Origin of the sequence: Aquabacterium soli, assembly GCF_003933735.1 — a bacterium.
GTDB classification, from domain to species: domain Bacteria; phylum Pseudomonadota; class Gammaproteobacteria; order Burkholderiales; family Burkholderiaceae_C; genus Aquabacterium; species Aquabacterium soli.
On sequence record NZ_RSED01000001.1, the window covers coordinates 181,821 to 206,009 of the forward strand.

The 24,189-nt window shown below is 67.4% G+C and carries 15 protein-coding genes; 5 read left to right on the forward strand and 10 right to left on the reverse strand.

Features of this window, described 5'->3' with window-relative positions:
• Positions 1-21 precede the first annotated feature (21 nt).
• The 4 genes from EIP75_RS00740 to EIP75_RS00755 all read right to left on the reverse strand — a co-directional run bounded on the left by EIP75_RS00740 (position 22) and on the right by EIP75_RS00755 (position 13,985).
• On the reverse strand, positions 22-10,695 hold the full coding sequence (locus EIP75_RS00740; RefSeq protein WP_125241303.1) for a filamentous hemagglutinin N-terminal domain-containing protein: 10,674 nt from the start codon (positions 10,693-10,695) through the stop codon (positions 22-24).
• A gap of 75 nt (positions 10,696-10,770) precedes the next feature.
• Complete coding sequence (locus EIP75_RS00745) at positions 10,771-12,447, reverse strand: ShlB/FhaC/HecB family hemolysin secretion/activation protein (RefSeq protein ID WP_158622695.1); 1,677 nt, start codon at positions 12,445-12,447, stop codon at positions 10,771-10,773.
• A gap of 243 nt (positions 12,448-12,690) precedes the next feature.
• Positions 12,691-13,134, reverse strand: coding sequence for a hypothetical protein (locus tag EIP75_RS00750; protein WP_125241305.1), 444 nt, complete (start codon positions 13,132-13,134; stop codon positions 12,691-12,693).
• A gap of 125 nt (positions 13,135-13,259) precedes the next feature.
• On the reverse strand, positions 13,260-13,985 hold the full coding sequence (locus EIP75_RS00755; protein WP_158622696.1) for a response regulator transcription factor: 726 nt from the start codon (positions 13,983-13,985) through the stop codon (positions 13,260-13,262).
• 201 nt (positions 13,986-14,186) lie between these two features.
• On the opposite strand from EIP75_RS00755, the gene EIP75_RS00760 reads away from it, so the two are divergent.
• From EIP75_RS00760 to EIP75_RS00770, 3 genes are read left to right on the forward strand one after another with little or no spacing between them, the layout of a single operon-like run.
• Complete coding sequence (locus EIP75_RS00760) at positions 14,187-14,786, forward strand: response regulator transcription factor (protein WP_125241307.1); 600 nt, start codon at positions 14,187-14,189, stop codon at positions 14,784-14,786.
• Between the two features lie 10 nt (positions 14,787-14,796).
• Complete coding sequence (locus EIP75_RS00765) at positions 14,797-16,584, forward strand: ATP-binding response regulator (protein WP_125241308.1); 1,788 nt, start codon at positions 14,797-14,799, stop codon at positions 16,582-16,584.
• Positions 16,584-17,384, forward strand: coding sequence for a hypothetical protein (locus EIP75_RS00770; protein ID WP_125241309.1), 801 nt, complete (start codon positions 16,584-16,586; stop codon positions 17,382-17,384). Before EIP75_RS00765 ends, EIP75_RS00770 begins: the two co-directional genes overlap by 1 nt.
• 20 nt (positions 17,385-17,404) lie before the next feature.
• On the opposite strand, the gene EIP75_RS00775 is transcribed toward EIP75_RS00770, so the two are convergent.
• From EIP75_RS00775 to EIP75_RS00785, 3 genes are read right to left on the reverse strand one after another with little or no spacing between them, the layout of a single operon-like run.
• On the reverse strand, positions 17,405-17,653 hold the full coding sequence (locus EIP75_RS00775; protein ID WP_125241310.1) for a hypothetical protein: 249 nt from the start codon (positions 17,651-17,653) through the stop codon (positions 17,405-17,407).
• A complete protein-coding gene (locus EIP75_RS00780; protein WP_233584608.1) occupies positions 17,650-18,243 on the reverse strand; it encodes a DUF2778 domain-containing protein in 594 nt (197 codons plus the stop codon). Before EIP75_RS00780 ends, EIP75_RS00775 begins: the two co-directional genes overlap by 4 nt.
• A gap of 16 nt (positions 18,244-18,259) precedes the next feature.
• Positions 18,260-19,072 carry an exodeoxyribonuclease III gene (locus EIP75_RS00785; RefSeq protein WP_125241311.1) on the reverse strand — a complete coding sequence of 271 codons (813 nt, stop codon included), beginning with the start codon at positions 19,070-19,072 and terminating at the stop codon, positions 18,260-18,262.
• Between the two features lie 14 nt (positions 19,073-19,086).
• Here EIP75_RS00785 and pyrE point away from each other — a divergent pair, with 14 nt between their 5' ends.
• The gene (pyrE, locus tag EIP75_RS00790; protein WP_125241312.1) at positions 19,087-19,764 is read left to right on the forward strand and encodes an orotate phosphoribosyltransferase; all 678 of its coding nucleotides are present in this window, start codon (positions 19,087-19,089) and stop codon (positions 19,762-19,764) included.
• Between the two features lie 101 nt (positions 19,765-19,865).
• Positions 19,866-20,552 carry a DUF4124 domain-containing protein gene (locus tag EIP75_RS00795; protein ID WP_233584609.1) on the forward strand — a complete coding sequence of 229 codons (687 nt, stop codon included), beginning with the start codon at positions 19,866-19,868 and terminating at the stop codon, positions 20,550-20,552.
• 83 nt (positions 20,553-20,635) lie between these two features.
• Here EIP75_RS00795 and gatB read toward each other — a convergent pair whose 3' ends face one another.
• The 3 genes from gatB to gatC are packed head-to-tail and all read right to left on the reverse strand — an operon-like array spanning position 20,636 to position 23,989.
• Positions 20,636-22,132, reverse strand: a complete 1,497-nt coding sequence (gene gatB / locus EIP75_RS00800) for an Asp-tRNA(Asn)/Glu-tRNA(Gln) amidotransferase subunit GatB (RefSeq protein ID WP_125241313.1) — start codon at positions 22,130-22,132, stop codon at positions 20,636-20,638.
• A gap of 19 nt (positions 22,133-22,151) precedes the next feature.
• Positions 22,152-23,666, reverse strand: a complete 1,515-nt coding sequence (gatA, locus tag EIP75_RS00805; RefSeq protein WP_125241314.1) for an Asp-tRNA(Asn)/Glu-tRNA(Gln) amidotransferase subunit GatA — start codon at positions 23,664-23,666, stop codon at positions 22,152-22,154.
• A gap of 8 nt (positions 23,667-23,674) precedes the next feature.
• Positions 23,675-23,989: an Asp-tRNA(Asn)/Glu-tRNA(Gln) amidotransferase subunit GatC gene (gatC, locus tag EIP75_RS00810; protein ID WP_125241315.1), complete on the reverse strand. Its 315-nt coding sequence runs from the start codon at positions 23,987-23,989 to the stop codon at positions 23,675-23,677.
• Between the last annotated feature and the right edge of the window lie 200 nt (positions 23,990-24,189).

The following is a 24,189-nucleotide window of genomic DNA, read 5'->3' on the forward strand; positions in this document are numbered from 1 at the left end:
CGACGCGTTTGCGTAAGTTACTTATTGGCAGGTCATCGCGCCCGCGGCCGGTGTGCACGATGGCGGCATCAGAATCGACTCGCTGCCCTCGGTGGCGGGCCGGCCGGCGCCCACCTCGGCAATCACCCCTGCGCGCAGCCGGGACGACACGTTTTCCGTGCGGACCGTTTCTTCGAAGCGGGCCTTGCGCTGGTCTTCGATGATCGACAGCACCGAGGTCAGAGCCGCTTCTTCCTCGGGCGTGGCAGCTGCCAGGCCGTTGTAGAACACCCGGATCTCGGATGGTTTGCCGCTGCCCGGGTACACCGGGGCCGGATCATCACCTCCCAGGAACACGATGGCCTTGTCCTGGCCCACGCCGCCCGGGCTGACGGTCACGATGCCGCCCAGGGCGTCGCTGCCCAGGCGGGTGCGGATCCAGCCGGACTCGGTGCTGCCGCCGATGAACAGGGGAGAGCTGCCGTTGCCCAGTTCGGACGCTGGGATCCTGATGGCCAGAGATGGCAGCGATGCGGCCACGATCTGCAGGGTCTTGTCGAAGGGCATGCGTCCACGGATCGTGCCGTCGAACTGGCTGGTAGTGATCTTGCTGGTTTCCAGCGTGATGCTGTCGCCTTCCAGGCCCTTGGCCGAGCCCGCCGGGCCGGGGATGGCGCCATCGGGCCTGCCCGCCACATTGACTTCGGTGGACTTGATGCTGATCTCGCTGACCGAGATGGGGGCACTGCCCAGGAAGCGTGCGTCGCCCACTTCGCCCGAGGTACCGCTCACGGCCGAGATGCCGCCGCGGATGTCGTTGTTGCCGGTCAGGTAGATCGAGCCATTGTTGGTGGCATTGACCACCAGGGTCGAGCCCGTGCCGGTGACGATGCGGCCACCACCTTGCGTGACCACGCCCTCGAAGACGCGGACCGGGGCGTACTCGGCCGAGAACACCCCCGGGCGCAGCGTGGCCGTCGGGGTGGCGTTGGCCGTGATGTTCAGCGTGCCCTGTGTCAGGTTGATGTCGCTGTTGATGCGCACCTTGCCCGAGGCGGTGATGGCGCCACCATCGTGCGTGGTGACGGCGCCATTGAGCGTGACGTCGTGATTGCCGCTGCCGCCCGCCAGGGTCAGCGTTGAGCCCGCCGCCGTGCCGGTCTGCACCCCGCCTTGGGCGCTGGTGGCTTCAGCCAGTTCGAAGGCCTTGCCCGTGGGCACGTCCGATCCGCTGGCCGCCATGCTCACCGGCCCGATGGGGGCCACGGTCAGGGCGCCCGCGGTGGTGACGCTCACGGCACCGCCTGCGGCGGCGGCCACCGTCAATGCCTGGTCGTTGACGACCGTGATCGACGAGCCGGCCTGAGCCGACAGCGTGTTCACCGAGGTGTTCACGTTGATCAGGCCGGTGCTCGATTGCAGGCCGGCCGTGCTGGCGCTGATCTGGCCCGTGATGTTCCCGCCGGCCTTGACCAGCGCGGTCGATCCGGCTGTCAGGTCCAGCCCGGTCGCCGAACCGCCAGCAAGCAGGCCGATCTGGGCCCCGGATACCGTGGTGCCAGCCCCTTGCAGCAGGTTGCCGCCGGCCTGGGCCAGTACGCGGCCGCTGGTGCCCACGTCGGCATTGAGCGTCAAGTGGCGGTCCGCGCGGATGTTGATCTCGCCGGAGCCACTGCTCACGGCCTGGTTCAGCGTGATGTCGCTGTTGGTGCCGGCCGCGCGCAGGTGGATGAAATTGCCGCCACTGACGTGCACGGCGTCGGTCAGCGTCAGGGTGCCCTGGGCGCTGGCGCTCAGGCTGCCCTGCACATCGTCTGCGTCCAGGATCAAGGCCGAGGCGTTGGCGATGGTGACGTGACCGTTGGTGCCGGTGGTGTGCACGTCCACCGCGCCGGTGGACGCCAGCTGGTCCAGCGTGATCGTCGCGTTGTTGCCGGTTGTGGTCAGGCTGGAGGTGCCGGAGACCGTGAGAGCGCCCGTGTCCAGGATGTTGCCGGCGCTGCTGGCCAGCAGGTTGCCGGTGACGTTGGTGATGCCGAAGGTGGTGGTGCCCCCGCCCGTGGAGGTGGTGCTCAGGCCCGCGGCCGAGCCGGACACGCCCAGATTGCCGCCAGCGATCAGCGTGGCGGCGCCCGAGGCGGTGATCGCGGCGTTCAGCGCGTTGACATCGGTGATCCGCACGGTCGATCCGGTGGCCGTGACGGTGCCAGTGAAGTCATTGCCGGTGTTGTCCAGCGTGACGGTCTGGCCGGTGGCCGACACCGTGCTGGAGCCCGACACGGTCAGCGCACCGGATTGGCTGACGGCCCCGGCGCTGGTGCTGGCCAGGTTGCCGGTGACGTTGGTGGCGCCGAAGCCGGTGGTGCCCGCGTTGGTCGTGGTGGTGCTCAAGCCTGCGGCTGATCCCGACACATTCAGGTTGCCGCCAGCGCTCAGCGTGGCCGCGCCGGAGGCGGTCAATGCCGCGCTCAAGGCATTGGCGTCCCGGAGCTGGATGGTCGAGCCGGCGGCCGTGACCAGGCCCGTGAAGTTGTTGCTGGCGTGGTCCAGCGTGATGGACTGTCCGCTGGCCGACACGGTGGAGGTGCCGGTGACGGTCACGGCATCGGTCTGGCTGACGGCGCCGGCGCTGGTGGTCGACAGATTGCCCGTGACCGTGGTGGCACCCAAGGTGGTGGTGCCCGCGTTGGTCGTGGGGGTGCTCAAGCCTGCGGCCGATCCGGCGACGCCCAGGTTGCCCGCGGCGGTCAGCGTGGCCGCGCCAGAGGCGGTCAATGCCGCGCTCAAGGCATTGGCGTCCCGGAGCTGGATGGTCGAGCCGGCGGCCGTGACCAGGCCCGTGAAGTTGTTGCTGGCGTGGTCCAGCGTGATGGACTGTCCGCTGGCCGACACGGTGGAGGTGCCGGTGACGGTCACGGCATCGGTCTGGCTGACGGCGCCGGCGCTGGTGGTCGACAGATTGCCCGTGACCGTGGTGGCACCCAAGGTGGTGGTGCCCGCGTTGGTCGTGGTGGTGCTCAAGCCTGCGGCCGATCCGGACACGCCCAGGTTGCCTGCGGCGGTCAGCGTGGCCGCGCCAGAGGCGGTCAGTGCTGCGCTCAATGCGTTGGCGTCCCTGAGCTGGATGGTCGAGCCGGTGGCGGTGACCAGGCCGGTGAAGTTATTGCTGGCGTGGTCCAGCGTGATGGTCTGCCCGCTGGCGGACACGGTGGAGGTGCCGGTGACGGTCAGGGCCCCGCTCTGGCTGACGGCCCCGGCGCTGTTGATCGAGAGGTTGCCAGTGATGGCGGTGGCGCCCAGGGCGGTGGTGCCCGCGTTGGTCGTGGTGGTGCTCAAGCCTGCGGCCGATCCGGCGACGCCCAGGTTGCCCGCGGCGGTCAGCGTGGCCGCGCCAGAGGCGGTCAATGCCGCGCTCAATGCGTTGGCATCCCTGAGCTGGATGGTCGAGCCGGTGGCGGTGACCAGGCCGGTGAAGTTGTTGCTGGCGTGGTTCAGCGTGATGGTCTGTCCGCTGGCCGACAAGGTGGAGGTGCCAGTGACGGTCAGGGCCCCGCTCTGGCTGACGGCTCCGGCGCTGTTGACCGACAGGTTGCCCGTGACGGTGGTGGCGCCCAGGCTCGTGGAGCCTGCGTTGGTGGTGGTCGTGGTCAGGCCCGCAGCCGTACCGGAGGCGACCAGGTCGCCGCCCGCCGTCAGGGCAGACGCACCCGTCGCAGTGAGCGACGCGGTCAGCGTGTTCGCATCCGTGATCTGGACGGCGCCGCCCGTGGCGGAGACTGCGCCTGTGAAGTCGTTGCCTGTGTCGGTCAGCGTGATGGCCTGGCCGACGGCCGACAGCGTGGTCGTGCCACTGACCTGGACCGCGCCGTTTTGCGTGATCGCGCCGCCTGCCGTGATAGACAGGTTGCCGCCCACGCTGGAGTTGCCCAGGGCCACGCCCAGCGTGTTGTTGATCGTGGCATGGCCCAGAGCGCCCGTGGTGTTGACCGCGATGCCGTTGCTCACGGCCTGCTGGTTCACCTCGATGGTGGCGTTGCTGGCGCTGGTGGTGTAGGTGGCCTGGCCTCCCACGGTGATCAGGCCGATGTCCATGATGTCGCCGCTGCTGGCCGTGGCGCTGAGGTTGCCGCCCACCGTGGAGGTGCCCAGGCTGATGCCGTTGGCATGTGCGTTGATGATGCTGGCGTGGCCGTTGGCGCCGACCGTGCCCAGCGTGATGGCGCCGGCCACGTTCTGTTCGTCGAGCGTGATGGTCGCATTGGCGCCATTGGTGGCGTAGCGGGCGGTGCCGCCCACCGTGATGGTGCCGCCGTCTGACAGGTTGCCCGTGATGGCGGTGACATCAAGCTTGCCGCCCACGTTGGACGTGCCCAGCACCAGGGCGCGGTCGTTCACGACCAGCACATCGGCATTGCTGCCGGTGGTGTTCACGGTGAGCGTGCCGCCCACGTCCTGCTGGTTGATGGTGATCTTGGCATCCGTGTCCAGCGTGGTGTAGCTGGCGGTGCCGTCCACCGTCACCGTGCCGCTGTCGGTGATGTCGCCGGTGGTGGCTGTGGCGATGAGGTTGCCGCCCACGTCCGATGCCGCCAGGTTGATGGCGGTGGCGTTGACCAGGGTGGCATGGCCGCTGGTGCCGGCGGTGTGGGCCGAGAGGGTGCCGCCCACCGTCAGCTGGGTGGCCAGGATGTCGGCGTTGGCCTGGGTGGTGCGGAAGCTTGCATTGCCCGTCACCGAAATGGCTTGCATGGCCGTGATGCCGGTGGTGCCCCCGCTGGTCACGCTGAGGTTGCCCGCGATGTTCAGCGTGGGCAGCACGATGTCGGCCGTGCTGAAGTTCAGTGTCAGGTTGCGCAGGTTGGTGAGGCCCGCCAGCGAGGGGATGGATGTCAGCGTGGAGCCGCCCAGTGCCAGATCGCGCACCAGGCTCTGATCGCCCGCCACGATGAAGGCGCCGCCGAATGCGTTGCCGCCGTTGCCCAGTTCGATGTCGGAGCCGGCGGTCAGCACGGTCAGAACGACATCGCCGCCGGTGGTGAGCGTGGCGCCCGTGGCCTGTGTGATGCTGCTGCTGGAGGTCACGTTCAGCGAGCCCCCGACGTCGGAGGTGGCCAGCTCGACGTCCTTGATGTTGACCACCGTGGCGTCGGCGTTCGGGCCTGTCGTGTTGACGGCGAAGGTGCCCGCCACATCCTGGTTGTCGACCGTGATCGTGGCGTTGTTTGTGGTGGTCGTGTAGCTGGCGTTGCGGCCGACCTTGACTGTGGCCGCATCGGTGATGGCGCCGCCCTGGGCCGTGACGGTCAGGTCGCCGCCCACATCGGAGGCCAGCAAGTTCACGGCCCCGCTGTTGATGATCGTGGCATGGGCGCCCGTGCCATTGGTGTTCACCGCGAAGGAGCCCGCCACTGCCTGCTGATCAACGCCGATGGTGGCGCCTGCTGCCGAGGTGGTGTAACGGGCATTGCCGTCGACGGTGATGAGGCCGTTGTCGGTGATGTTGCCGGACTGTGCCGTGACGGTGAGGTCGCCATGCACGGTGGACGCATCCAGCGTCACACCCGTGAGGTTGAGGATGGTGGCATTCGCTGTCGTGCCCACGGTGTTGACGACGAAGCGGCCGGCCACGGCCTGCTGGTTCACATTGATGTCGGCGCCAGAGGCCAGCGTGCTGTAGCTGGCGTTGCCGCCCACCGTGACGGTGCCGCTGTCGGTGATGTCGCCTGTGGTGGCAGTGACCGTGAGGTTGCCACCCACGTTGGACGCGGCCAGATCGACCGCTGTGGCATTGACCAGCGTGGCATGGCCGCCCGAGCCACTGGTGTTGGCCGAAATGGTGCCGGTCACACTCAGTTGATCGAGGTCGATGTCGGCCCCCGCGGCCGTGGTGGTGAACTTGGCCGTGCCGCCCACCTGCACGCGATCGGTCTGCGGGCCGGTGTCGGTGATGCCCGTCGCGCCGCCACTGGTCACATCCAGGTTGCCGCTGATGTTCAGGGCCGTGAGAGTGACATTGGCCGCGCTGAAGTTGATGGTGAGGTTGTTGAGGTTGCTCAGGCCGGCCAGCGATGGAATCGAGGCCGACGCCGAGTTGCTGCCCAGCGCCAGGTTGCGAACGTTGCTCTGCGTGCCGCCGAAATTGATGGCCCCGCGCAGGCTGTTGCCGCCGCTGCCCAGCAGGATGTCCGAGTTGGGACTTCCCACTGTCAGTGTGAGGTCGCCGCCCGTGCTGAGCGTGGCGCCGGTGGCTTGGCTGATGTGGCTGCCGGAGGTCACGCTCAAGGTGCCGCCCACGCTTGAGGTGGCCAGTTCCACATCCTTGCTGCTGTGGTTGACCAGGGTGGCGTTCGCGTTGGTGCCGGTGGTGGTCAGCGCAAACGTGCCTGCCACGTTCTGGTCGTCGACCGTGATGGTGGCGTTGTTGGCCGACGTGGTGTAGCTGGCATTGCCACCCACCACGATGGTGCCGCTGTCGGTGATGTTGCCGGTGTTGGCCGTGACGCCCAGGTCGCCCCCGATACCCGATGCCGCCAGGACCACGCCGGAGGCGTTTGTCACGGTGGCATGGCCCGTGGCGCCATTGGTGTTGAGCGTGAAGGGCCCGCTGACCGCCTGGGTGTCCAGCGTGATGTCCGTGTTGGCGGTCGATGCGGTGTAGCTGGCGCTGCCGGTGACGGTGATGAGGCCCGTGTCGGTGATGTCGCCGTTGGTGGCCGTGACGCCGAGGTTGCCGCGGATGTTGGAGGCCGCCAGCGCCACACCCGTGGCGTTGGCAATGGTGACGTGGCCTGCCGTGCCGTTGGTGGTGAGGGCAAAGGTGCCGGCCACCGCCTGGTTGACGACGTTGATGATGGCGTTGTTCGCCAAGGCGGCGTAGGTGGCATTGCCGCCGACCGTGACGGTGCCGCTGTCGGTGATGTCGCCTGTGGTGGCGGTGGCCGTGAGGTTGCCGCCCACACTGGAGGTATTCAACCGCACCCCGTCATCGTTCACGATGGTGGCGTGGCCGCTGGTGCCCGCGGTGTTCACGGCGATGGTGCCGTCCACGGCCAGCTGGTTGACCACGATGGTGGCGTCGTTGCCCGTGGTGGTGAAGCTGGCATTGCCCACGGCCGAGACCGTGCCTTCATCGGTGATGTTGCCAGCCGTGGCAGTGACGCCCAGGTTGCCACCTACACTGGAGGCGGCCAGCACCACTTTGGTGGCATTTGTGATCGCGGCGTGCCCCGTGGTGCCGCTGGTGTTCAGCGTGAACTGGCCATTGACGGCCTGGGTGTCGAGCGTGATGCCGCTGTTTGCTGTCGACGCGCTGTAGCTGGCGTTGCCGCTGACCGTCACGGTGCCCGTGTCGGTGATGCTGCCATTGGTGGCCGTGACGGTCAGGTTTCCGTCCACCGTCGATGCGGCCAGGGCGACACCTGTGGCGTTGGTGACGATGGCGTGACCAGTGGTGCCGTTGGTGGTGAGCGCGAAGCTCCCGTTCACCGCTTGGTTGTCGACGGTGATGGTGGCATTGTCTGCCAGGGTGATGTAGCTGGCATTGCCGGTGACAGCGATTGTGGCGCTGTCGGTGATGTTGCCGCTGGTGGCCGTGGCGGTGAGGTTGCCCCCAACCGTGGAGCCTGCCAGCTTCACGCCGGCATCGTTGACGATGGTGGCGTGGCCGTTGGCTCCTGCGGTGCTGACCGAGATGTTGCCATCGACCGCCAACTGATTGACCACGATGGTCGCATTGTTGGCCGTGGTGCTGAAACTGGCGTCCTCGCTCACCGTCAGGGTACCGCTGTCGATGACCCCGGTGGCGCCGCCGCTGGTCACCACCAGGTTCCTGACGCTCATTTGGCCCAGGGTGACGTTGGCGGTCGTGAAATTGATCGTCAGGTCGCGCAGACCGGTCAGGGCTGTCAGCGTAGGCATCACGGCCGATGCGTGCGCATTGGTGATCGACACGTCGCGGATGAAAGCCTCATCAGCAGCGCCAGCGCCGCTGAAACTGATGGCCCCGGCGAAGCTGTTGCCGGTGTTGCCGATCAGGATGTCCGAGTCGTCCGCTGTCACGGCCAGGGTGGTGGTTCCACCCACGGTCAGCGTGGCGCCAGCCTCCTGGGTGACATGGCCCTTCGATGTCAGCGAGAGGTTGCCGCCAACGCTGGAACCCAGCAGTTTCACGGCCTTGTCATTGACGACCACGGCATTGGCGTTGGCGCCGTTGGTGTTGATGGCAATGGTGCCGGTGACATTGAGCTTGTCTGCGTCGACGTCGCGGCCTGAGCCTGTCGCGCTCAGGCTCACGTTGCCCGAGGCGGTGATGATGCCTGCGGTGGTGATCGCTTCGTCGGCGTCGCCCAGCACGCCATCGCTGGTGCGACCACTGCTGACGGTGAGGTGGCGCAGGTTCAGGGTGGGCAGGTCGATCGTGTCCACGTTGCCGCTGTAGAGCAGCGTCAGATCCTGCAGGTTGCTCATGCCCGACAGGCCGACCGGCAGCGCTGCATTGTCGTGCGTGTTGCGGATGGCCAGGTCACGTACGTTGGTGAGCGTACCGGTCACCGTCACTGTGCCGGCCAACGAGTTGGCCTGGCTGCCAAGGTGGATGTCGGACAGCGCCGAGTTCAAGCGCAGGGTCGTGTTGCCGCTCACGGTGAGGGCGCCGGTCTGGGAAATGTGCCCACCGGAGGTGACACTCAGGTTGCCGCGGACGTTGCTGGTGCCCAGGATGATGGCGCTGGTGCTGCTGACGCTGACGGCGCCCTGGTTGGCTGCGCTGACCGTGGAGAACGAGGCCGCGCCACCCAGGGTGACGCTGCCCAGGTCAATCGTCTCAGCGGCCAAGGTGGTGGCGAAGGACGAGGTGCCTGTGACCGTCAGCGCTGCAGAGTCGCTGATGGAGCCGTTGTTGACGGTGGCGCTCAGGTTGCCCGCGACGCTGGAGCCGCTGCCGGCGAAATTCAGGTTGCCCTGGTTGCGGATGGTGACGTTGCCCGCATCGGTCGTCGTCACCGCCACATCGTTGGCCTGCAGATCGACGTTGATGCCCGTGCTGCCCGCGCTCAGGGTGACCAGCCCCGAGCCCGCGCGGATCAGCCCGCCCGTGCCCGTGGTGATGCTGCCCAGCCCGTCGGCCTCCGAACCGGAGCCGTCGGCGGCATTGGCGGTCAGGGTGATCGTGCCGGAGCCCTGTGCCCGCAGCGTGAACGTGCCGAGGCTGATGTCCCTGCCGGCCGACAGCACCACGTTCTTGCCACTGTCCATCGTGAGGTTGGCGTTGAAGATGATGTCGCGGGAGGCCTGCAGGCGCAACTCCGCCACCCCTTCCAGGTCATCGACATCCAGGGTGACGTCGGAACTGCCGCTGGCCGCGAAGGCCACGTCTGGCGTGGGCGAAGCCTGGTCGACGAAAGCCGCCCCGCCGCTGCCTGCGAGGATGATGTCCCGCGGATCCAACAGCAGCACGCCGCCGACGCCGAACGGTGCGACCAGGCTGACCTTGCCGTCGAACACCAGCGACTGCTTGCCCGATACCTCGACAAAGCCGCCGTTGCCGCCTTGCGCGCCACCGCGCGCCTCGATGCTGCCGAAGTAGCGCGTGACCTCGTCCGACCACACCACCACCTTGCCGCCGTCGCCATCGTCGAGTGCATTGGCCTTGATGCTGGCATCCTTGCCGATGAAGGTGTGGCTGGCCCGGCGCTCGTCGCCCGTGCCCTGGTAGTTGCCGCCCACCAGCACCGTGCCGCCGCCGGCCCGCCCGGACGCATCCAGACTTGCCGAGCCGAACAGACCCACCTTGTCGCCCAACACGCTGATCTGGCCGCCGCGCTCGCCGGCGTCATCGCCGGTGGCATCGACCTGGCCGTTCACCGCCGTGATGCCCGAGTTGCCGCCATCGATCACCACGCGACCCTCGCGCGTGCCCAGGCTGCGGGCCCGGATGATGCCGTCCACGTTCAGCACGGTGTCGGCCAGGGCTTCGCGGGCGCGGGCTTGGATGTCGACCGTGCCGCCGTCGGCAATGATGGTGCCCAGCTGGGTCAGTCGAGTCGACGCCTCTTGCGCGTTGCCGACCTTCAGGAAGATCAGGCCGTCGCCGTCTAGGTCCAGCAGGGCCTCGGTGCCGGCGGCCAGGCCCACGCGCGGCGCCACGATGGTGCCCGCCTGCGTGACCTGCGGGGCCACGAGGGCCACGGTTTCACTCGCCTGGATGAGGCTGCCTGGGTCCTGGATGATGGCGCCTCTGCCCCCTGGCACGCGGCTGAACTTGTACTGCTTCTTCTTGAAATCCTCGTCGGCCAGGTTCAGCGTAGACGCGACCAGCGCACCCACATCGGCCCTGAAGCCGCTGCCGAACACGATGCCGTTGGGGTTCAGGAAGAACACGCGCCCGTTCGACTGTAGGCTGCCCATCAGGTAGGTGGGGTCGTAGCTGGTGTCGCGCACCAGCAGGCTCGAGCGCCCGCCAGCCAGCATGTCGATGGTGACCGACTCGTTGGCACGGATGGACGAATCCTTCGTGTTCACGATGGCCGTGTTGGTGTGCACCGTGACGGTGGTTGCGTTGCCGTTCGTGCTGGACGTGACCTGTCCGTGCACCACCTGGCCGACGTCGAAGGACCATGACGCCATGGGCATCATGGCCGCCATGAGCGCAGCGGGCAGGGGGCGCAGCGCCCAGCGACGCGGGGACGATGTCAGTTGGCGTGCACGACGACGGTTCATGGTGGGACTCTCTGGATCTCTTGGCGTTGGCTGGCAGCGGTGTTCAAAGGCTGTCAGCGCTCAATGGGGGCAGGTTCAAAGGTTCTTCACGAAGGTGGCGTACACCCGTGGCGAACGTTCCTTCTTGTCGTTCACGGGCTCACCCTGTGTGGGCCAGGCCAGGCTCATGCGCACGGCGAACGATTGCGGGCGGTCCCACACGAAGCCGACGCCGGCACCAGCGAGCGTAGGCGTGTTGTCGGTTTGCGAGGGGGTGCCGTCCGACGCGTGCCGGACTTTCGCGAAGCCCACGTCATAGAAGACGCTGAAGACCATTTCACGGCTCAGGCGGCCGAACAGGGATTCCGGTGGCAGCCAGCGTAGTTCCGTGGTGACCAGGTGCGCGGTGTCGGCGGTGCCTTCGCCTGGCGCATAGGCCCGTATGCCGGAGGGGCCGCCCATGCCGAAGCGTTCGGTGGTGTCCAGATTCACCGAGGCGATCTGCCCTTTGTAGCGCAAGTAGGCCAGCAGGCGGTTGCTGACGATGTTCTGCAGGCGCGAGAAGCCCAGCGAGTACTTGTCGAAGTTGTTCGGCACCGCCAGGTTGCCGCTCTTCATCTCGACACGGCCGTGCATCCACGTGAGTTCGTAGGCGTTCACGCCGCCGGTCAGCCAGTTGTCGCGGAAGTCGCCTACCAGGCCGAGTTGGAGGTCCTTGGTTTCCTTCTCGGTGGTGTAGCCGGCGATGGTGTCGGTGTAGGACTTTTGCTCCACCGTGGCCAGGGCGAACGAGTTGAGGTTGCGCGAGCGGATCAGCGGATACAGGCCGAACACGCTGTAGGCATCTGCCGAGCCGTGCAGGTTCAGCTCGAAGATGTCCTTGTCCAGTTGGTACCGAACGTGTGAGGCCGACACGCCCAGCTTCAGGCCGTCTGACCCCACGGGCAGCGAATAGCTGGCCAGCGCAAACTTGAGGCCGCCGCTGGTCGAGGCCAGGCCGCTGATGGTCAGGCTGTCGCCCAAACCCAGCGGGCTGGCGACGGTGGCGATCGCGGTAGCGCGGTATTCGCCTGAGTAGCGCGAGCCGTTGATGTCGAACTCACCCCGGCCACTGAAGCGTGGCTCGGACTGGGGGGTGACCACCAGCGAGGCGGTGCCCGGCGTTCGGCCGGCCTTGACCTCGAAACGGGCGCGGATGCCGTACAGGTCGTTCACGGTGAACACCACCCGCTCGACGTCGCGCACCTTGAGGATGGTGCCGGGCTTGAGCCGGGCCAGGAAGCGCTCGATCACGTCGCGCTTGACCAGCGATTTTTCGGGCCAGTTCAGGATGACCTGGTCCAGGCGGCCTTCCAGGATGGCGATCTTGACGTTGCCGTCTTTTGGGTCCTGCTCGGGCAGGTAGGCGTAGGCCAGGTAGTAGCCCAGTTCCCGCTGCATGAACCGGGTGACCGCGGCCGCGGCGTTGACCAAGTCTTCGTAATTGCGTTGCGGCCCGACGAAGGGAGCAGTCAGCTCGTGCAGGGCCTGACGCACCTCGTTGGGAGCCGAGTCATCGACGGTGTAGGCCTTGACGTCGAGGGTGATGTCGTCGCTGGGCTTGCCCAGTTCGGGGGGCGGGGCGGGAACGGGCAGGGATTCGAGCGGGGAGGCTTTCACCAGGGGCTGCGCCGGCTTGAGTTGCTCGATGTTGGGCAGGGTGCCCGGCGGCGGCTCTTGAACCAGAGGCGAGACCACGGTCTGGGCAGCCGCCCAGCCGGCCTGGCTCAACACACAAGCGACGCTCGCGCACAACAGCCACGAGCGGGCGGTTCCTGAAGTTTTTCCCACGGGTTCCCTCGTCCAAGCAACAGCAAGCCTGACGCCGAGTTGTAGGAACGTGGCGCACGGCAAAAATAACTGGAAACAATTTGGTGCGAGTATCGCCGCGGACAGAGTATCCGGTCACCCTGAAGCTAGGGGGCTTGCCCCTTTAGGGGGCCTTGGCGCTGGCTCGGGGCCCCTAGTACTAGGGGGTCACCAGGTCACGGTGCCATTGATGGTGACCGATGAGGAAGATCCGTCCGACAAGGTGGTGTTGGTGAACGTCAGGGTTCTGGCTGCCTTGTCCAGCGCCGTTCCGTTGCAGGGGGCAATGCACCCGTAGTTGACCACGCTGCCGCCACTGCCGACAGGCAGGTCCAGCCCATTGATGCCCGTGCCGGCCGGGTCATATTCGAATGTGATCCTGAAGGTAGGCGTGCCTTCCAGTCGGACGCGAATGGGCGCAGTTCCGGTGACAGTGGTCGCCGACGGGGTCACGACGTAGGTTCCGGCACTCGTCCCCGTGAAGGTCAAGGTGCCGACCGGGAGAGGCTCAATGGCCTTTCCCTTGTCACCGCCACCACCACCGCACGCGGTCAACATGGCGATCAGGGAAGCGGCGGCAACACCGGCGGAGAGCGAAAACAAAGGACGCATGAGGAATTCCTGCCTGAAGGGTCAATGAGAAGTGGCGGCCGATTCTAGGTGTCCATCTTCCACGATCTGCAAGCGGATGTTGCGTGCCGTACGGCACTGAAGGGGTGACCCCCTAGAACTAGGGGTTAGAGGCCGGCTCCGAGCCACTGTGCCGTCAGCGACGGCCGATTGCGCGCACCAAAGCGCCGGTACAGCGAGGTCACATACTGGTGCGCTGTGTTGGTGCTCAGGTTCAGTTCTGCGGCAATCTGCTTCTCGGAAAGCCCCGTGAGCAACAGCAGCAGCACCTTGCGCTGGTGGGGGGGCAGCGGCCCTGTGGCCAGGGTCGGGCCATGGCTGAGCGTGAGCCAGTTCAGCCAGCGGGACAGCCCGGCGAGGGCCAGCTCCAGCGTGGCGCGGTGGGCTTCGGTGAAGGCGTCGGCGCCCTGCGTGCGCATCAGGTGGAAATGCATGCGCATGCCGCCGCGCATCGGCAAGGTCAGGGACAACTCCGGCCCGGTCAGCTCGGTGGATGGCTGCTGGAGATTCCAGAACACCTGGGACGCCACGCACACCGTGCTGCCAGGCTGCGACGATGCCAGCAACTCCCAGCGGATGCCGTCTGCCCCAAGGACATGCGACAGGCGCTGCAGCAGGTGCAGCAGGCCGGCGTCGACTTCGTGGGCGGACAGATCCTGGATCTCCTGCCACAGACGCGGCAGGTGCAGGTTGGCGAGCGGGGGCTGCTCCTGTCGGTTGTCGAAAGCAGAGGCCAGCGCGACACGGCGCACGGGACGGCGCTGGACATTGCCCCACAGGGCGACGGTGTCGTCATCCTGCTGGGGAAGATGTGATGCGTGGCTGGGCAGCATGGTGGGCTCCTTGAATTTGTCCGGCATGGTGCCCCAGCCCATCCGTCCATGCAACCGTACGAAAGGACGGATACCTATTGTGTAGTGTGTAAATCTCACAGGCTGGGGAGCGCATTGCGGATCATGAACAGGATCGGGTTCTCCTGCACCCGGCCGTTGGTACGGATGCGGCGCCCGCTGTCACTGTGGGATCATCTTTCCATGTACACACTGCTTTTCGTGGACGACCATCCGCTTTACAGGGAAGGCGTCCGCCGGGCGCTGAGCGACGCCACGCCCGACCTGCGCATCTTGCTGGCCGATGGCCATGCGTCGGCCTTGCAGGTGTTGTCAGCCGACCAGGACATCGACCTGTGCCTGTCGGATTTTCAGTTGCCCGATGGCGATGGGCTGGCGCTGCTGGGGCAGGTGGCGCGCAGGCATCCCACGGTGGCGCGGGGGCTGCTGTGTGGCGCCCCCGATCCTGCCATGGCCCGCCAGGCGCAGGTGCTGGGCTGTGTGGCCTGCCTGTCCAAGGACCGGGACATCGCCTCGCTGGGCGAAGCGCTGCGCAGCCTGTTCGAGGGCGGTTCGGTGTACGACGTGGCGCCAGCCGCGGAACTGTCCGTCGTCAGCCTGTCTGACAAGCGCAAGGAGATCCTGCGGCTGGCGGCCAAGGGCCTGTCCAACAAGGAGATCTCCGCCCTGGTGGGCATCTCGGAGCGCACCGTCAAGGACCACTGGTCCTACATCTTCGAGCAGATGGGTGTGAGCAACCGCACCGAGGCCGTCAGCCAGGCGCTGCGTGAGCGCCTGCTGTGAGGCTCCCGGCATGATGGACCAGGCTGAGGACCGCGCCCGCCGACTGCGCGCCGAGCAGGTGGCGCTGGCCTACCGCGGTGCACGCGGCGCCGGCCTGCTGGCGGGGCTGATCCTGTTGACCGCCCTGGCCAATTCACTGGCCTTGTGGGACATGGTGGTGCACGAGCGGGTGGTGTTGTGGCTGGCCGTGATGCTGGTGATCCAGGGTGCCGGCCTGTGGCTGCACCGCACCTATGCGCGCTACGCGTCCACCCACGCCGTGCGTGATGGGCAGGTGCGTCGGTGGGGGCACCTGAAGGTGGCACAGGCCGGGGCCCTGGGATTGGGCTGGAGCCTGGGCCTGGTCCTGCTGCATGACCCGGGCAACCTGTACACGCTGCTGTACCCCGTGTTCGGCATCGTGGCGGTGGCGGCTGGCAGTGCCGTCCTGTACACCACGCTCATCGCCAGCCTGTATGCCTTTCTGGCGGGCAGCCTGCTGCCGTCGGTGCTGTACCTGCTGTGGCTGCCAGACGCCTATTCCAGTTACGTGGCCTTTGGGCTGACGATGCTGGGCGGCTTCCTGGTGGTGTCGGCCCGGCAGACGGAGCGGGCGCTGCGCACGGCGCTGGACATGCGCCTGACGGCGGCAGACCTGCTCGAGCACGAGCGCCACCTGGTGGCCAAGGCCGAGCATGCCGCGGCAGTGACCGAGCTGGCCGCGGCCGAGAAGACCCGCTTCTGGAGTGCGGCCAGCCACGACCTCAAGCAGCCGCTGCACGCCCTGGGCCTGTACAGCGCGCTGCTGCGCAAGGATCCGGCCGAGGTGGAGCGGCGCGAGCTGATCGACCACATCACATCCTGCGTGAGCAGCCTCACGGGGCTGTTCGACGCCATCCTGGGCGTCACCCACGCGGAGACGGCCCACCGCAACGCCAAGCCGGGGGCCTTTCCGCTGCAGCGCGTGGTCGACCAGGTGCTGATCCAGGTGCGCCCGGGGGCCAGGGCCAAGGGCCTGTCGGTGCGCAACGTGCCCACCTCGCTGTGGGTGCATGCGGATCCGGCCGTGATCGAGCGCATCCTGGGCAATCTCTTGTCCAACGCCGTGCGCTACACCGAAGAGGGGCGCATCCTGGTGGGGGTGCGCCGCCGCCCGGGCGCCTGCTCGCTGGTGGTGGCCGACACGGGCGTGGGGCTGGCCTCGCATGACCAGAGCCGCATCTTCGACGACTTCTTCCAGGTGAACAACCCCGAGCGCCAGCGCGACAAGGGCTACGGCCTGGGCCTGTCCACCGTGCACCGCCTGTGCGCGGCGCTGGGCTACGAGATCGAGGTGCAGTCCATCCCCGGCAGAGGCAGCTCATTCGCCGTCACCTTGCCCTTAGACTCTCCATCCGATGCAGAAGAAGTACAAGAACCAGTGCCCACGCTGGAGGCTGACCTGAACGTCCTGTTCGTCGAGGACGACCCGCTGGTGCGCGACGCCATGAACCGCCTGCTCAAGGACTGGGGTGTGCGCGTGAGCATGTGCGCCTGCGGCGACGAGGCCCTGGCCATCCTGAGCCAGGAGTTCGACAAGCGCTGGCATGTGCTGCTCGATCATCAACTGGCCGACAACGAGACCGGCCTGCAGGTGGCCGACCGCATCCGCGCGATCATCGGCGAAGGCCCGGTCATCTCACTGGTCACCGGCGAGGTGGATGCCGCGGTGGACCGGGGCGCCGCCGAGCGCGGCATTTCGGTGCTGCGCAAGCCGCTCAAGCCCATCCGCCTGCGCGCCTTGCTGCGCTCGCATCACCTGGGCGAAGAGGTGCTCTGATGGCGGCATTCAACCCCTTCGAGCGCAGCGGCCACTGGCCCGACGCCCTGAGCGCCGCGCAGTGGCTCAAGCAGGGCGCGCCCGTGTCCACCCGCGACGACGGCAAGGCCCTGGCGATGGTGCTGGCCAAGCTGGAGGGGCTCTACAAGAAGGTGGATGTGGCCGACCTGCAGCCGCGCCGCAACCAGGTCTTCTCGACACTGGACGAGCTGGAAGATGCGGAGAAAGGCGCCAAGGCCGCCTACCGCAGCACCGTCGTGCCGCTGATCGCGCAGGCACTGGAGGCCAGGAAGCAGGCCCTGACCCTGGCCAAGCTGTGCCAGGCCGACCCCAAGGTGCCCAAGCCCGTGGTGGTGCTGGCGGCCCAGATGGCCAAGGCCGCCGACGAGGTGGCCGAGGCCTTCAAGGACCTCGGAACCATCTTCAGGCCCTTCGATGAGGCACGCAAGACGCTGGTCAAGGCCGACGGCCAGTTGCGCAAGACCTTGCAGCCTCACCTGACGGCACTGAACAAGGGGTTGGACCAGTGTCAGAAGAGTCCTTCCCGCGAGCTGTGGGACAAGCTGTGCAAGGGCCCCTGCAACGCCGTGCACAACACCGTGAAGAACGCCCCGCGCCTGAAGGACGCCTTCTGGGGCGTGTGGAAGGTGCATGACGGCGATTCGTTCTCGCACGCCCTGCAGATGGCCGAGAAATCCGCCAAGGACGACAAGGCCAGGCAGAAGCTCGAGGACGTCATCGTGCGCATGTGCAAGGAGTTGCGCGGCGAGCTGGGCAAGCTGGACAAGGCCGTGGGCTGAGCCACGGGCCGGGCGCTCGATCAGGGGCGCTTCGCCCGCAAGACGAGGGCCAGCACGATGCCGGTGATCACGGCGCCCGCACCGAAGACCAGCAAGAGCTCGAGATCCGAAGCCGCGCCCGGCGTCTGGCCGCCGAGCAGGTGGTTGAGGGCGGTCCACAGCCGCTCGGACAAGGGCGACAGGCCTGGCAGTGCCAGCCAGGCCCAGGTGGCCGCGGCGCCCCCCAGCAAACCACCAACGGGCACGACGGCCATGCGTGCCGGGGTCATGTCACGACCACGATGGCATAGGCCATGGTCCCCTTCAGCTCGGGGATCTCAAATTTGGTGGCCCCCAGCAGCACCTTGCGGATCGCCTCGAAGTCGCTGACCTTGTCGATGGTGATGCAGCCCTTGCTGATCCCCATCCCGACTTTGGGGTGCAGGCGGAACTCGCCCCGGCGAACCTTGTCGCAAAAGGCCACGTCATCGACGGCGTCGTCCTTGGCATACAGCGCAAACCATTCGTCCTTGCCGCTGAGTGCATCCCGGATCCAGCCCAGCCGTCCGCCCGACTGCCGGTCCACGATGTAGTAGGTGCCTGGCGGGATCGCGCCCTCGCTGGCCGTGCAGACGAACTCCTTCTTGTTGACCTTGTCGTTCAGGCCCGAGAAGGCGTCGTAGCCCGTGCCATTGAACGTGAACGTGCTCATGGGCTTGTCGTTCAGCACGAAGGCGCACGGCGGGAGGGACGTCGGGGGTGGTGGCGTCTTGGCGGCCGCTCCCTGCCGCTGCTGGGCCGCGGCCATGGAGGCCCGCAGGAAATCGCCCGTCAGCGGGCCCACGATCCGGTTGAAGCCTATCGATTGCTCGCCGCTCATGTTCGTTCCCTTGGTGTCAGATCGCCAGATCGTAATCCACGATCAGCGGTGCGTGGTCACTGAACCACTGCTCCTTGTAGACCGAGGTCTGGCGTGCCAGCAGCGCCAGCTTGGGCGTGGCCAGCTGGTAGTCGATGCGCCAGCCCACGTTCTTGGCACGGGCCTGGCCCCGGTTGCTCCACCAGGTGTAGCTCTCGTCGGTGGTGTCCGGGTGCAGGTGGCGGTACACGTCGACCAGGCGGGCGTTGTTCTCCAGGTGCAGCAGCTTGCTCATCCAGTCGCGCTCCTCGGGCAGGAAGCCGCTGTTCTTCTGGTTGCCCTTCCAGTTCTTCAGGTCCTGCGCCTGGTGCGCGATGTTGATGTCGCCCACCAGGATGTAGTCGCGCTCGGCCGCCAGGCGCGCCAGGTGCGGCTCGACGATGGCCAGCCAGCGGAACTTGGCCTCCTGCCGCTCTTCGGAGCTGGAGCCACTGGGGAAGTAGCTGCTGATGATGGACAACTTGCGGCCGGGCTTGTCGAAGCGCAGCTCCACCCAGCGCCCTTCGGCGTCGAACTCGCCACTGGCGTCGTGCTCGCCCAGGCCGACCAGCACGTCCGACGGTTCATGCTTGCTGTACAGGCCCACCCCGGAGTAGCCTTTCTTCTCCGCATGGTGGAAGTGCCCCTGCATGCCGGCGATGGATTCGAACTTGCCGGCGATGTCGGCGGCCTGCGCCTTGAGCTCCTGCACCCCCATACAATCGGCCGACAGTCCTTCAGCCCATGGAATGAGGCCCTTGGTGGCCGCCGAGCGGATGCCGTTGAGGTTGAGGGATACCAGTCTGAACACGTTGAGATCTCAAGATGACGAACACCCCTACCAGCAACGCCGTGGCCCAGGATTTCGTGGCCTTCGCGGTGCAATCGCAGGTGCTGCGCTTTGGTGAATTCAAGACCAAGGCCGGCCGCCTGTCGCCCTACTTCTTCAACGCAGGGTTGTTCGACGACGGCGCCAAGCTTGGTCGCCTGGCCGAATTCTATGCACGCCGGCTGCTGGCGTCCGGGCTGGAGTTCGACATGCTGTTCGGTCCGGCCTACAAGGGCATCACCCTGGCGGCTGCCGTGTCCATCGAGCTGGCGCGCCTGGGCCGCAACGTGCCTTTCGCCTACAACCGCAAGGAGGCCAAGGACCACGGCGAGGGCGGCACCCTGGTGGGCGCCCCGGTCAAGGGCCGTGTGCTGATCATCGACGATGTGATTTCGGCAGGCACCTCGGTGCGCGAGTCCATCGACATGATCACCGCGGCAGGCGCCACGCCCTGCGGCGTGACCATCGCGCTGGACCGCCAGGAGAAAGCCACTGCGGGCGGCCAGGACGCTGAAGAGAGCGCCGTGCAGCAGGTGGAACAGCGCTACAAACTGCCGGTTGTTTCGATTGCGGCCCTGGCCGACCTGTTGCACTATCTGGAAACCCAGGCCGATCCGGCCCTGGCCAGTTTCCACCCGGCCGTGCTGACCTACCGCCAGCGCTACGGGGTCTGATCTCCGTCGTCCTTGTTGTTCATCCCATGCCTGGAGCCGCCTGCATGACCGCAGCCCCGTCCGCCCATCGCGAACCATCCCCCGTCCGGGCAAGGATCGTTGTGGCAGGAGGTTTCCTGGCCCTGGTGCTGATGTCGCCACTGGTGTTGACGGGTGCCTGGGCTGCCCAGACGATCTACTCGTGCACCGATGCCAATGGCCGCCGGATGACCTCGGACCGGCCGATCCAGGAGTGCCTGGACCGCGAGCAGCGCCTGATGAACAAGGATGGCTCGTCACGCAAGGTGATGCCTCCCCGCATGAGCCCCAAGGAGCGAGCGGCGCAGGAAGATGCCGACCGGCAGAAGGCCCTGGCCGACGCGGCCTACAAGGACGCCGTGCGGCGCGACCGCAACCTGCTGAACCGCTACCCGAACGAGGGGGCGCACCGCAGGGCCCGCGAGGCGGCGCTGGATGATGTGCGTGGTGCGATCGCCTCGTCCGAGAAGCGCATCAAGGATCTCCAGGCCGAGCGCAAGCCGCTGCAGGCCGATGCGGAGTTCTATAAGGGCAAGCCCTTGCCCTTCAAGCTGCGCGGCGCGCTGGAGGACAACACCACCTCGCAGGATGCCCAGCGCGAGATCATCGAGAACCACCGCTCGGAACTGGGACGCATCAACGCCCTGTACGACGTGGAGCTGGCGCGCCTCAAGAGGCTGTGGGCGGGTGCGGCTCCCGGGTCCGTTCCGGATGTGCCTGGGGCAACCCAAGGTGGCAGCACCGCCGCCGCACCACCCTCCCGGAAATGACGAGGCTGGCGCAAGGGCCAGCCGCTTCCTGGGCAAGATGATGCTCCAGCCAGGGCCGGGCAGCCCTGGCGTGGGTCAGTTCTTCAGCCCGCCAGCTTCTTCTTGAGCAGCTCGTTCACGGTGGCCGGGTTGGCCTTGCCCTTGGTGGCCTTCATGGCCTGGCCCACCAGCGCGTTGAAGGCCTTTTCCTTGCCGGCTCGGAACTCTTCGACCGACTTGGCGTTGGCGGCCAGGATGTCGTCGAGGATCTTTTCCAGCTCGCCGGTGTCGGCCATGGGCTTGAGGTCCTTGGCCTCGATGATGGCATCGACGCGAGCCAGGGCCTCGGCCACGCCGGCCTGCTCGCCTGTCCACAGGGCTTCGAACACCTGGCGGGCGGCGTTGTTGGGCAGCGTGCCGTCGCTGATGCGCTTGACCAGCGCGCCGAGCAGGGTGGCATCTACGGGGCTCGATTCGATGCCCTGCTCGCCCGCGTTCAGGCGGCGCGAGACCTCGCCCATCAGCCAGTTGGACACCAGCTTGGGCGCGCCGCTCACCTTGGTCGCGTTCTCGAAGAATTCGGCGAACGCGCGCGACTGCGTCATCATCGTCGCGTCGTAGGCGGGCAGGCCGTAGTCCTTCTCGAAGCGCGCGGCCATCACGCCGGGCAGTTCGGGCATGGTGGCCTTCACGCGCTCGATCCATTCGGGCGCGATCACCAGCGGCGGCAGGTCAGGATCCGGGAAGTAGCGGTAGTCGTGCGCGTCTTCCTTGGTGCGCATGGCGCGGGTTTCGCCGCGGCCGCCATTGGCATCGGGGTTGAACAGCACGGTGGCCTGCTGGATGGGCAGGCCGTCTTCGATCTGGTCGATCTGCCACTGGATCTCGACGTCGATGGCCTGCTGCAGGAACTTGAAGCTGTTGAGGTTCTTGATCTCGCGGCGGGTGCCCAGGGCGGCGCCCGGGCGGCGCACCGACACGTTGGCATCGCAGCGGAACGAGCCCTCCTGCATGTTGCCGTCGCAAATGCCCAGCCACACCACCAGCGTGTGCAGCGCGCGCGCATAGGCCACGGCCTCGGGGCTCGAGCGCATGTCGGGCTCGGTCACCACCTCCAGCAGCGGCGTACCGGCGCGGTTCAGGTCGATGCCGCTGGATTTCTCGCCATTGAAGCCGGCGAAGTCCTCGTGCAGCGACTTGCCAGCGTCTTCTTCGAGGTGGGCGCGCGTCAGGCGCACGGTGTGGGCCTGCTCGCCCACGAAGAAGCTGACCGAGCCGCCTTGCACCACCGGGATCTCGTACTGGCTGATCTGGTAGCCCTTGGGCAGGTCGGGGTAGAAGTAGTTCTTGCGCGCGAAGATCGAGCGCGGCGCCACGATGGCGCCGACGGCCAGGCCCAGCGCGATGGCGCGGTCGACCGCGCCCTTGTTCATCACGGGCAGCGTGCCGGGCAGGGCCAGGTCGACGGCGCAGGCCTGGGTGTTGGGCGCGGCGCCGAAGTGGGTGGAGGCGCCCGAGAAGATCTTGGACGCGGTGGACAGCTGGACGTGCGTTTCCAGGCCGATGACGACCTCGAAACCGCGGATCAGGGTGGTGCTCATGGTGTCGGTGTCGTCTTGATCAGGCGTCGAGCGCGGAAAGGGCGGCGGGTGCGCGCAGGTGCCAGTCGGTGGCCTGCTGGAAGGCGTGCGCGGTGTGCAGCAGCGCGGCCTCCTGCCAGTAGTTGCCGATCAGCTGCAGGCCGACGGGCAGGCCCTGGTCGCCGAAGCCGGCCGGCACGCTCATGCCGGGCAGTCCGGCCAGGCTGGCGGGCAAGGTGAAGATGTCGGCGAGGTAGTCGGCCACCGGGTCGGTCTGCGAGCCGATGGGGCGCGCCACCGTGGGCGACACGGGGCCGGCGATCACGTCGCACACCTTGAACGCTGCCTGGAAATCATCGGCGATCATGCGGCGCAGCTTCTGGGCCTGCAGGTAGTAGGCATCGTAGTAGCCGTGCGAGAGCACGTAGGTGCCGATCATGATCCGGCGCTTGACCTCGGGCCCGAAGCCTTCGGCGCGGGTCTTGCGGTACATGTCGGCCAGGTCGGTGTACTGCTTCGCGCGGTGGCCGAACTTGACACCGTCGAAGCGGCTCAGGTTGGACGAGGCCTCGGCCGGCGCGATGATGTAGTACACGGGGATCGACAGCTCGGTGCGCGGCAGGCTGACATCGACCAGCGTGGCACCCAGCTTGCGCAGCTGTTCCAGTGCATCGCGCGTGGCGGCCAGCACATCGGGGTTCACGCCTTCGCCGAAGAACTCCTTGGGCACGCCCACGCGCAGGCCGGCCAGTGGCTGATCGGCGGTGGCGCCAGCACGCGGCGTGCGCAGCGCGGCGGCCAGGTCGGGCACGGGCTGCTGGGCGCTGGTGGCGTCGCGCTCGTCGAAGCCGCTCATGGCCTGCAGCACCAGGGCGCAGTCTTCGGCCGTGCGGGCCAGCGGGCCGGCTTGATCGAGGCTGGAGGCGAAGGCGATCATGCCGTAGCGCGAGCAGCGCCCGTACGTGGGCTTGATGCCGGTGACGCCCGTGAGCGCGGCCGGCTGGCGGATCGAGCCGCCGGTGTCCGAGCCCGTGGCCGCGGCCACCAGTCGGGCCGAGATGGCCACGGCCGAGCCGCCGGACGAGCCGCCCGCGATCTGGTCCAGTGCCCAGGGGTTGCGGGCCACGCCGTAGGCCGAGTTCTCGGTGGCGCCGCCCATGGCGAACTCGTCGCAGTTGAGCTTGCCGACCGACACCATGCCGGCCGCGTGCAGGCGGGCCACGATGGTGGCGTCAAAAGGGCTCTGGTAGCCCTTGAGCATCTTCGAGGCGGCCGTGGTCGGCTGGCCCTGCGTGACGAAGATGTCCTTGTGGGCGATGGGCAGGCCGTCGAGCGGGCCCAGGGCCTGGCCGGCGGCGCGGCGGGCATCGGCGCCCCGGGCGGCGTCCAGCGCGCCATCGGTGTCGACGTGCAGGAAGGCGCCCAGGTTGCTGTGGCGCTCGATGCGGGCCAGCGCGTGGCGGGTCAGGGCTTCGCTGGTGGTCTGGCCAGCGGCCAGGCGGGCCGAGGCCTCGGCCAGGGTCAGGTCGTGAAGGTCGTGGGGCACTTGTGTCATGGCGGCACTCATTCGATCACCTTGGGCACGAGGAACAGCCCGCCGTCGGCGGCGGGGGCGTTGGCCATGTTGGCCTCGCGCTGGTCGGGCTCGGTGACGGCGTCCTCGCGCAGGCGCAGGGTGACGTCCTCGATGGCCGACAGGGGGGTGTACAGAGGCTCGACGCCGGAGGTGTCCACCGCGCGCATCTGCTCGACGATGCCGAAGAAGCCGTTGAGCTGCGCCAGCATGGCGCTCTGCTCGGCGGCGCTCAGCTCCAGCCGGGCGAGCTGGGCGATGCGGCCGATGTCCTCGGGGGTCAATGTGGCGGGGTTCGAAGCCATGGTGGGTGCAAGCGTGTCGAGGGGTGAACCGAGGGTGAAACCACGGGCGGGATGCCCGGTTTTACCCAGGGGATGGGGTATTATCCTAGGTTATCCCACCACCCCCGCAGCGACCTGTGGCGTGCCGGTTGGACGTGTGCCCGGATGCCTGCCCGACGACCTCGGGCTTGGTTGCATCCGCGAGGCCCCCACCGCATCGA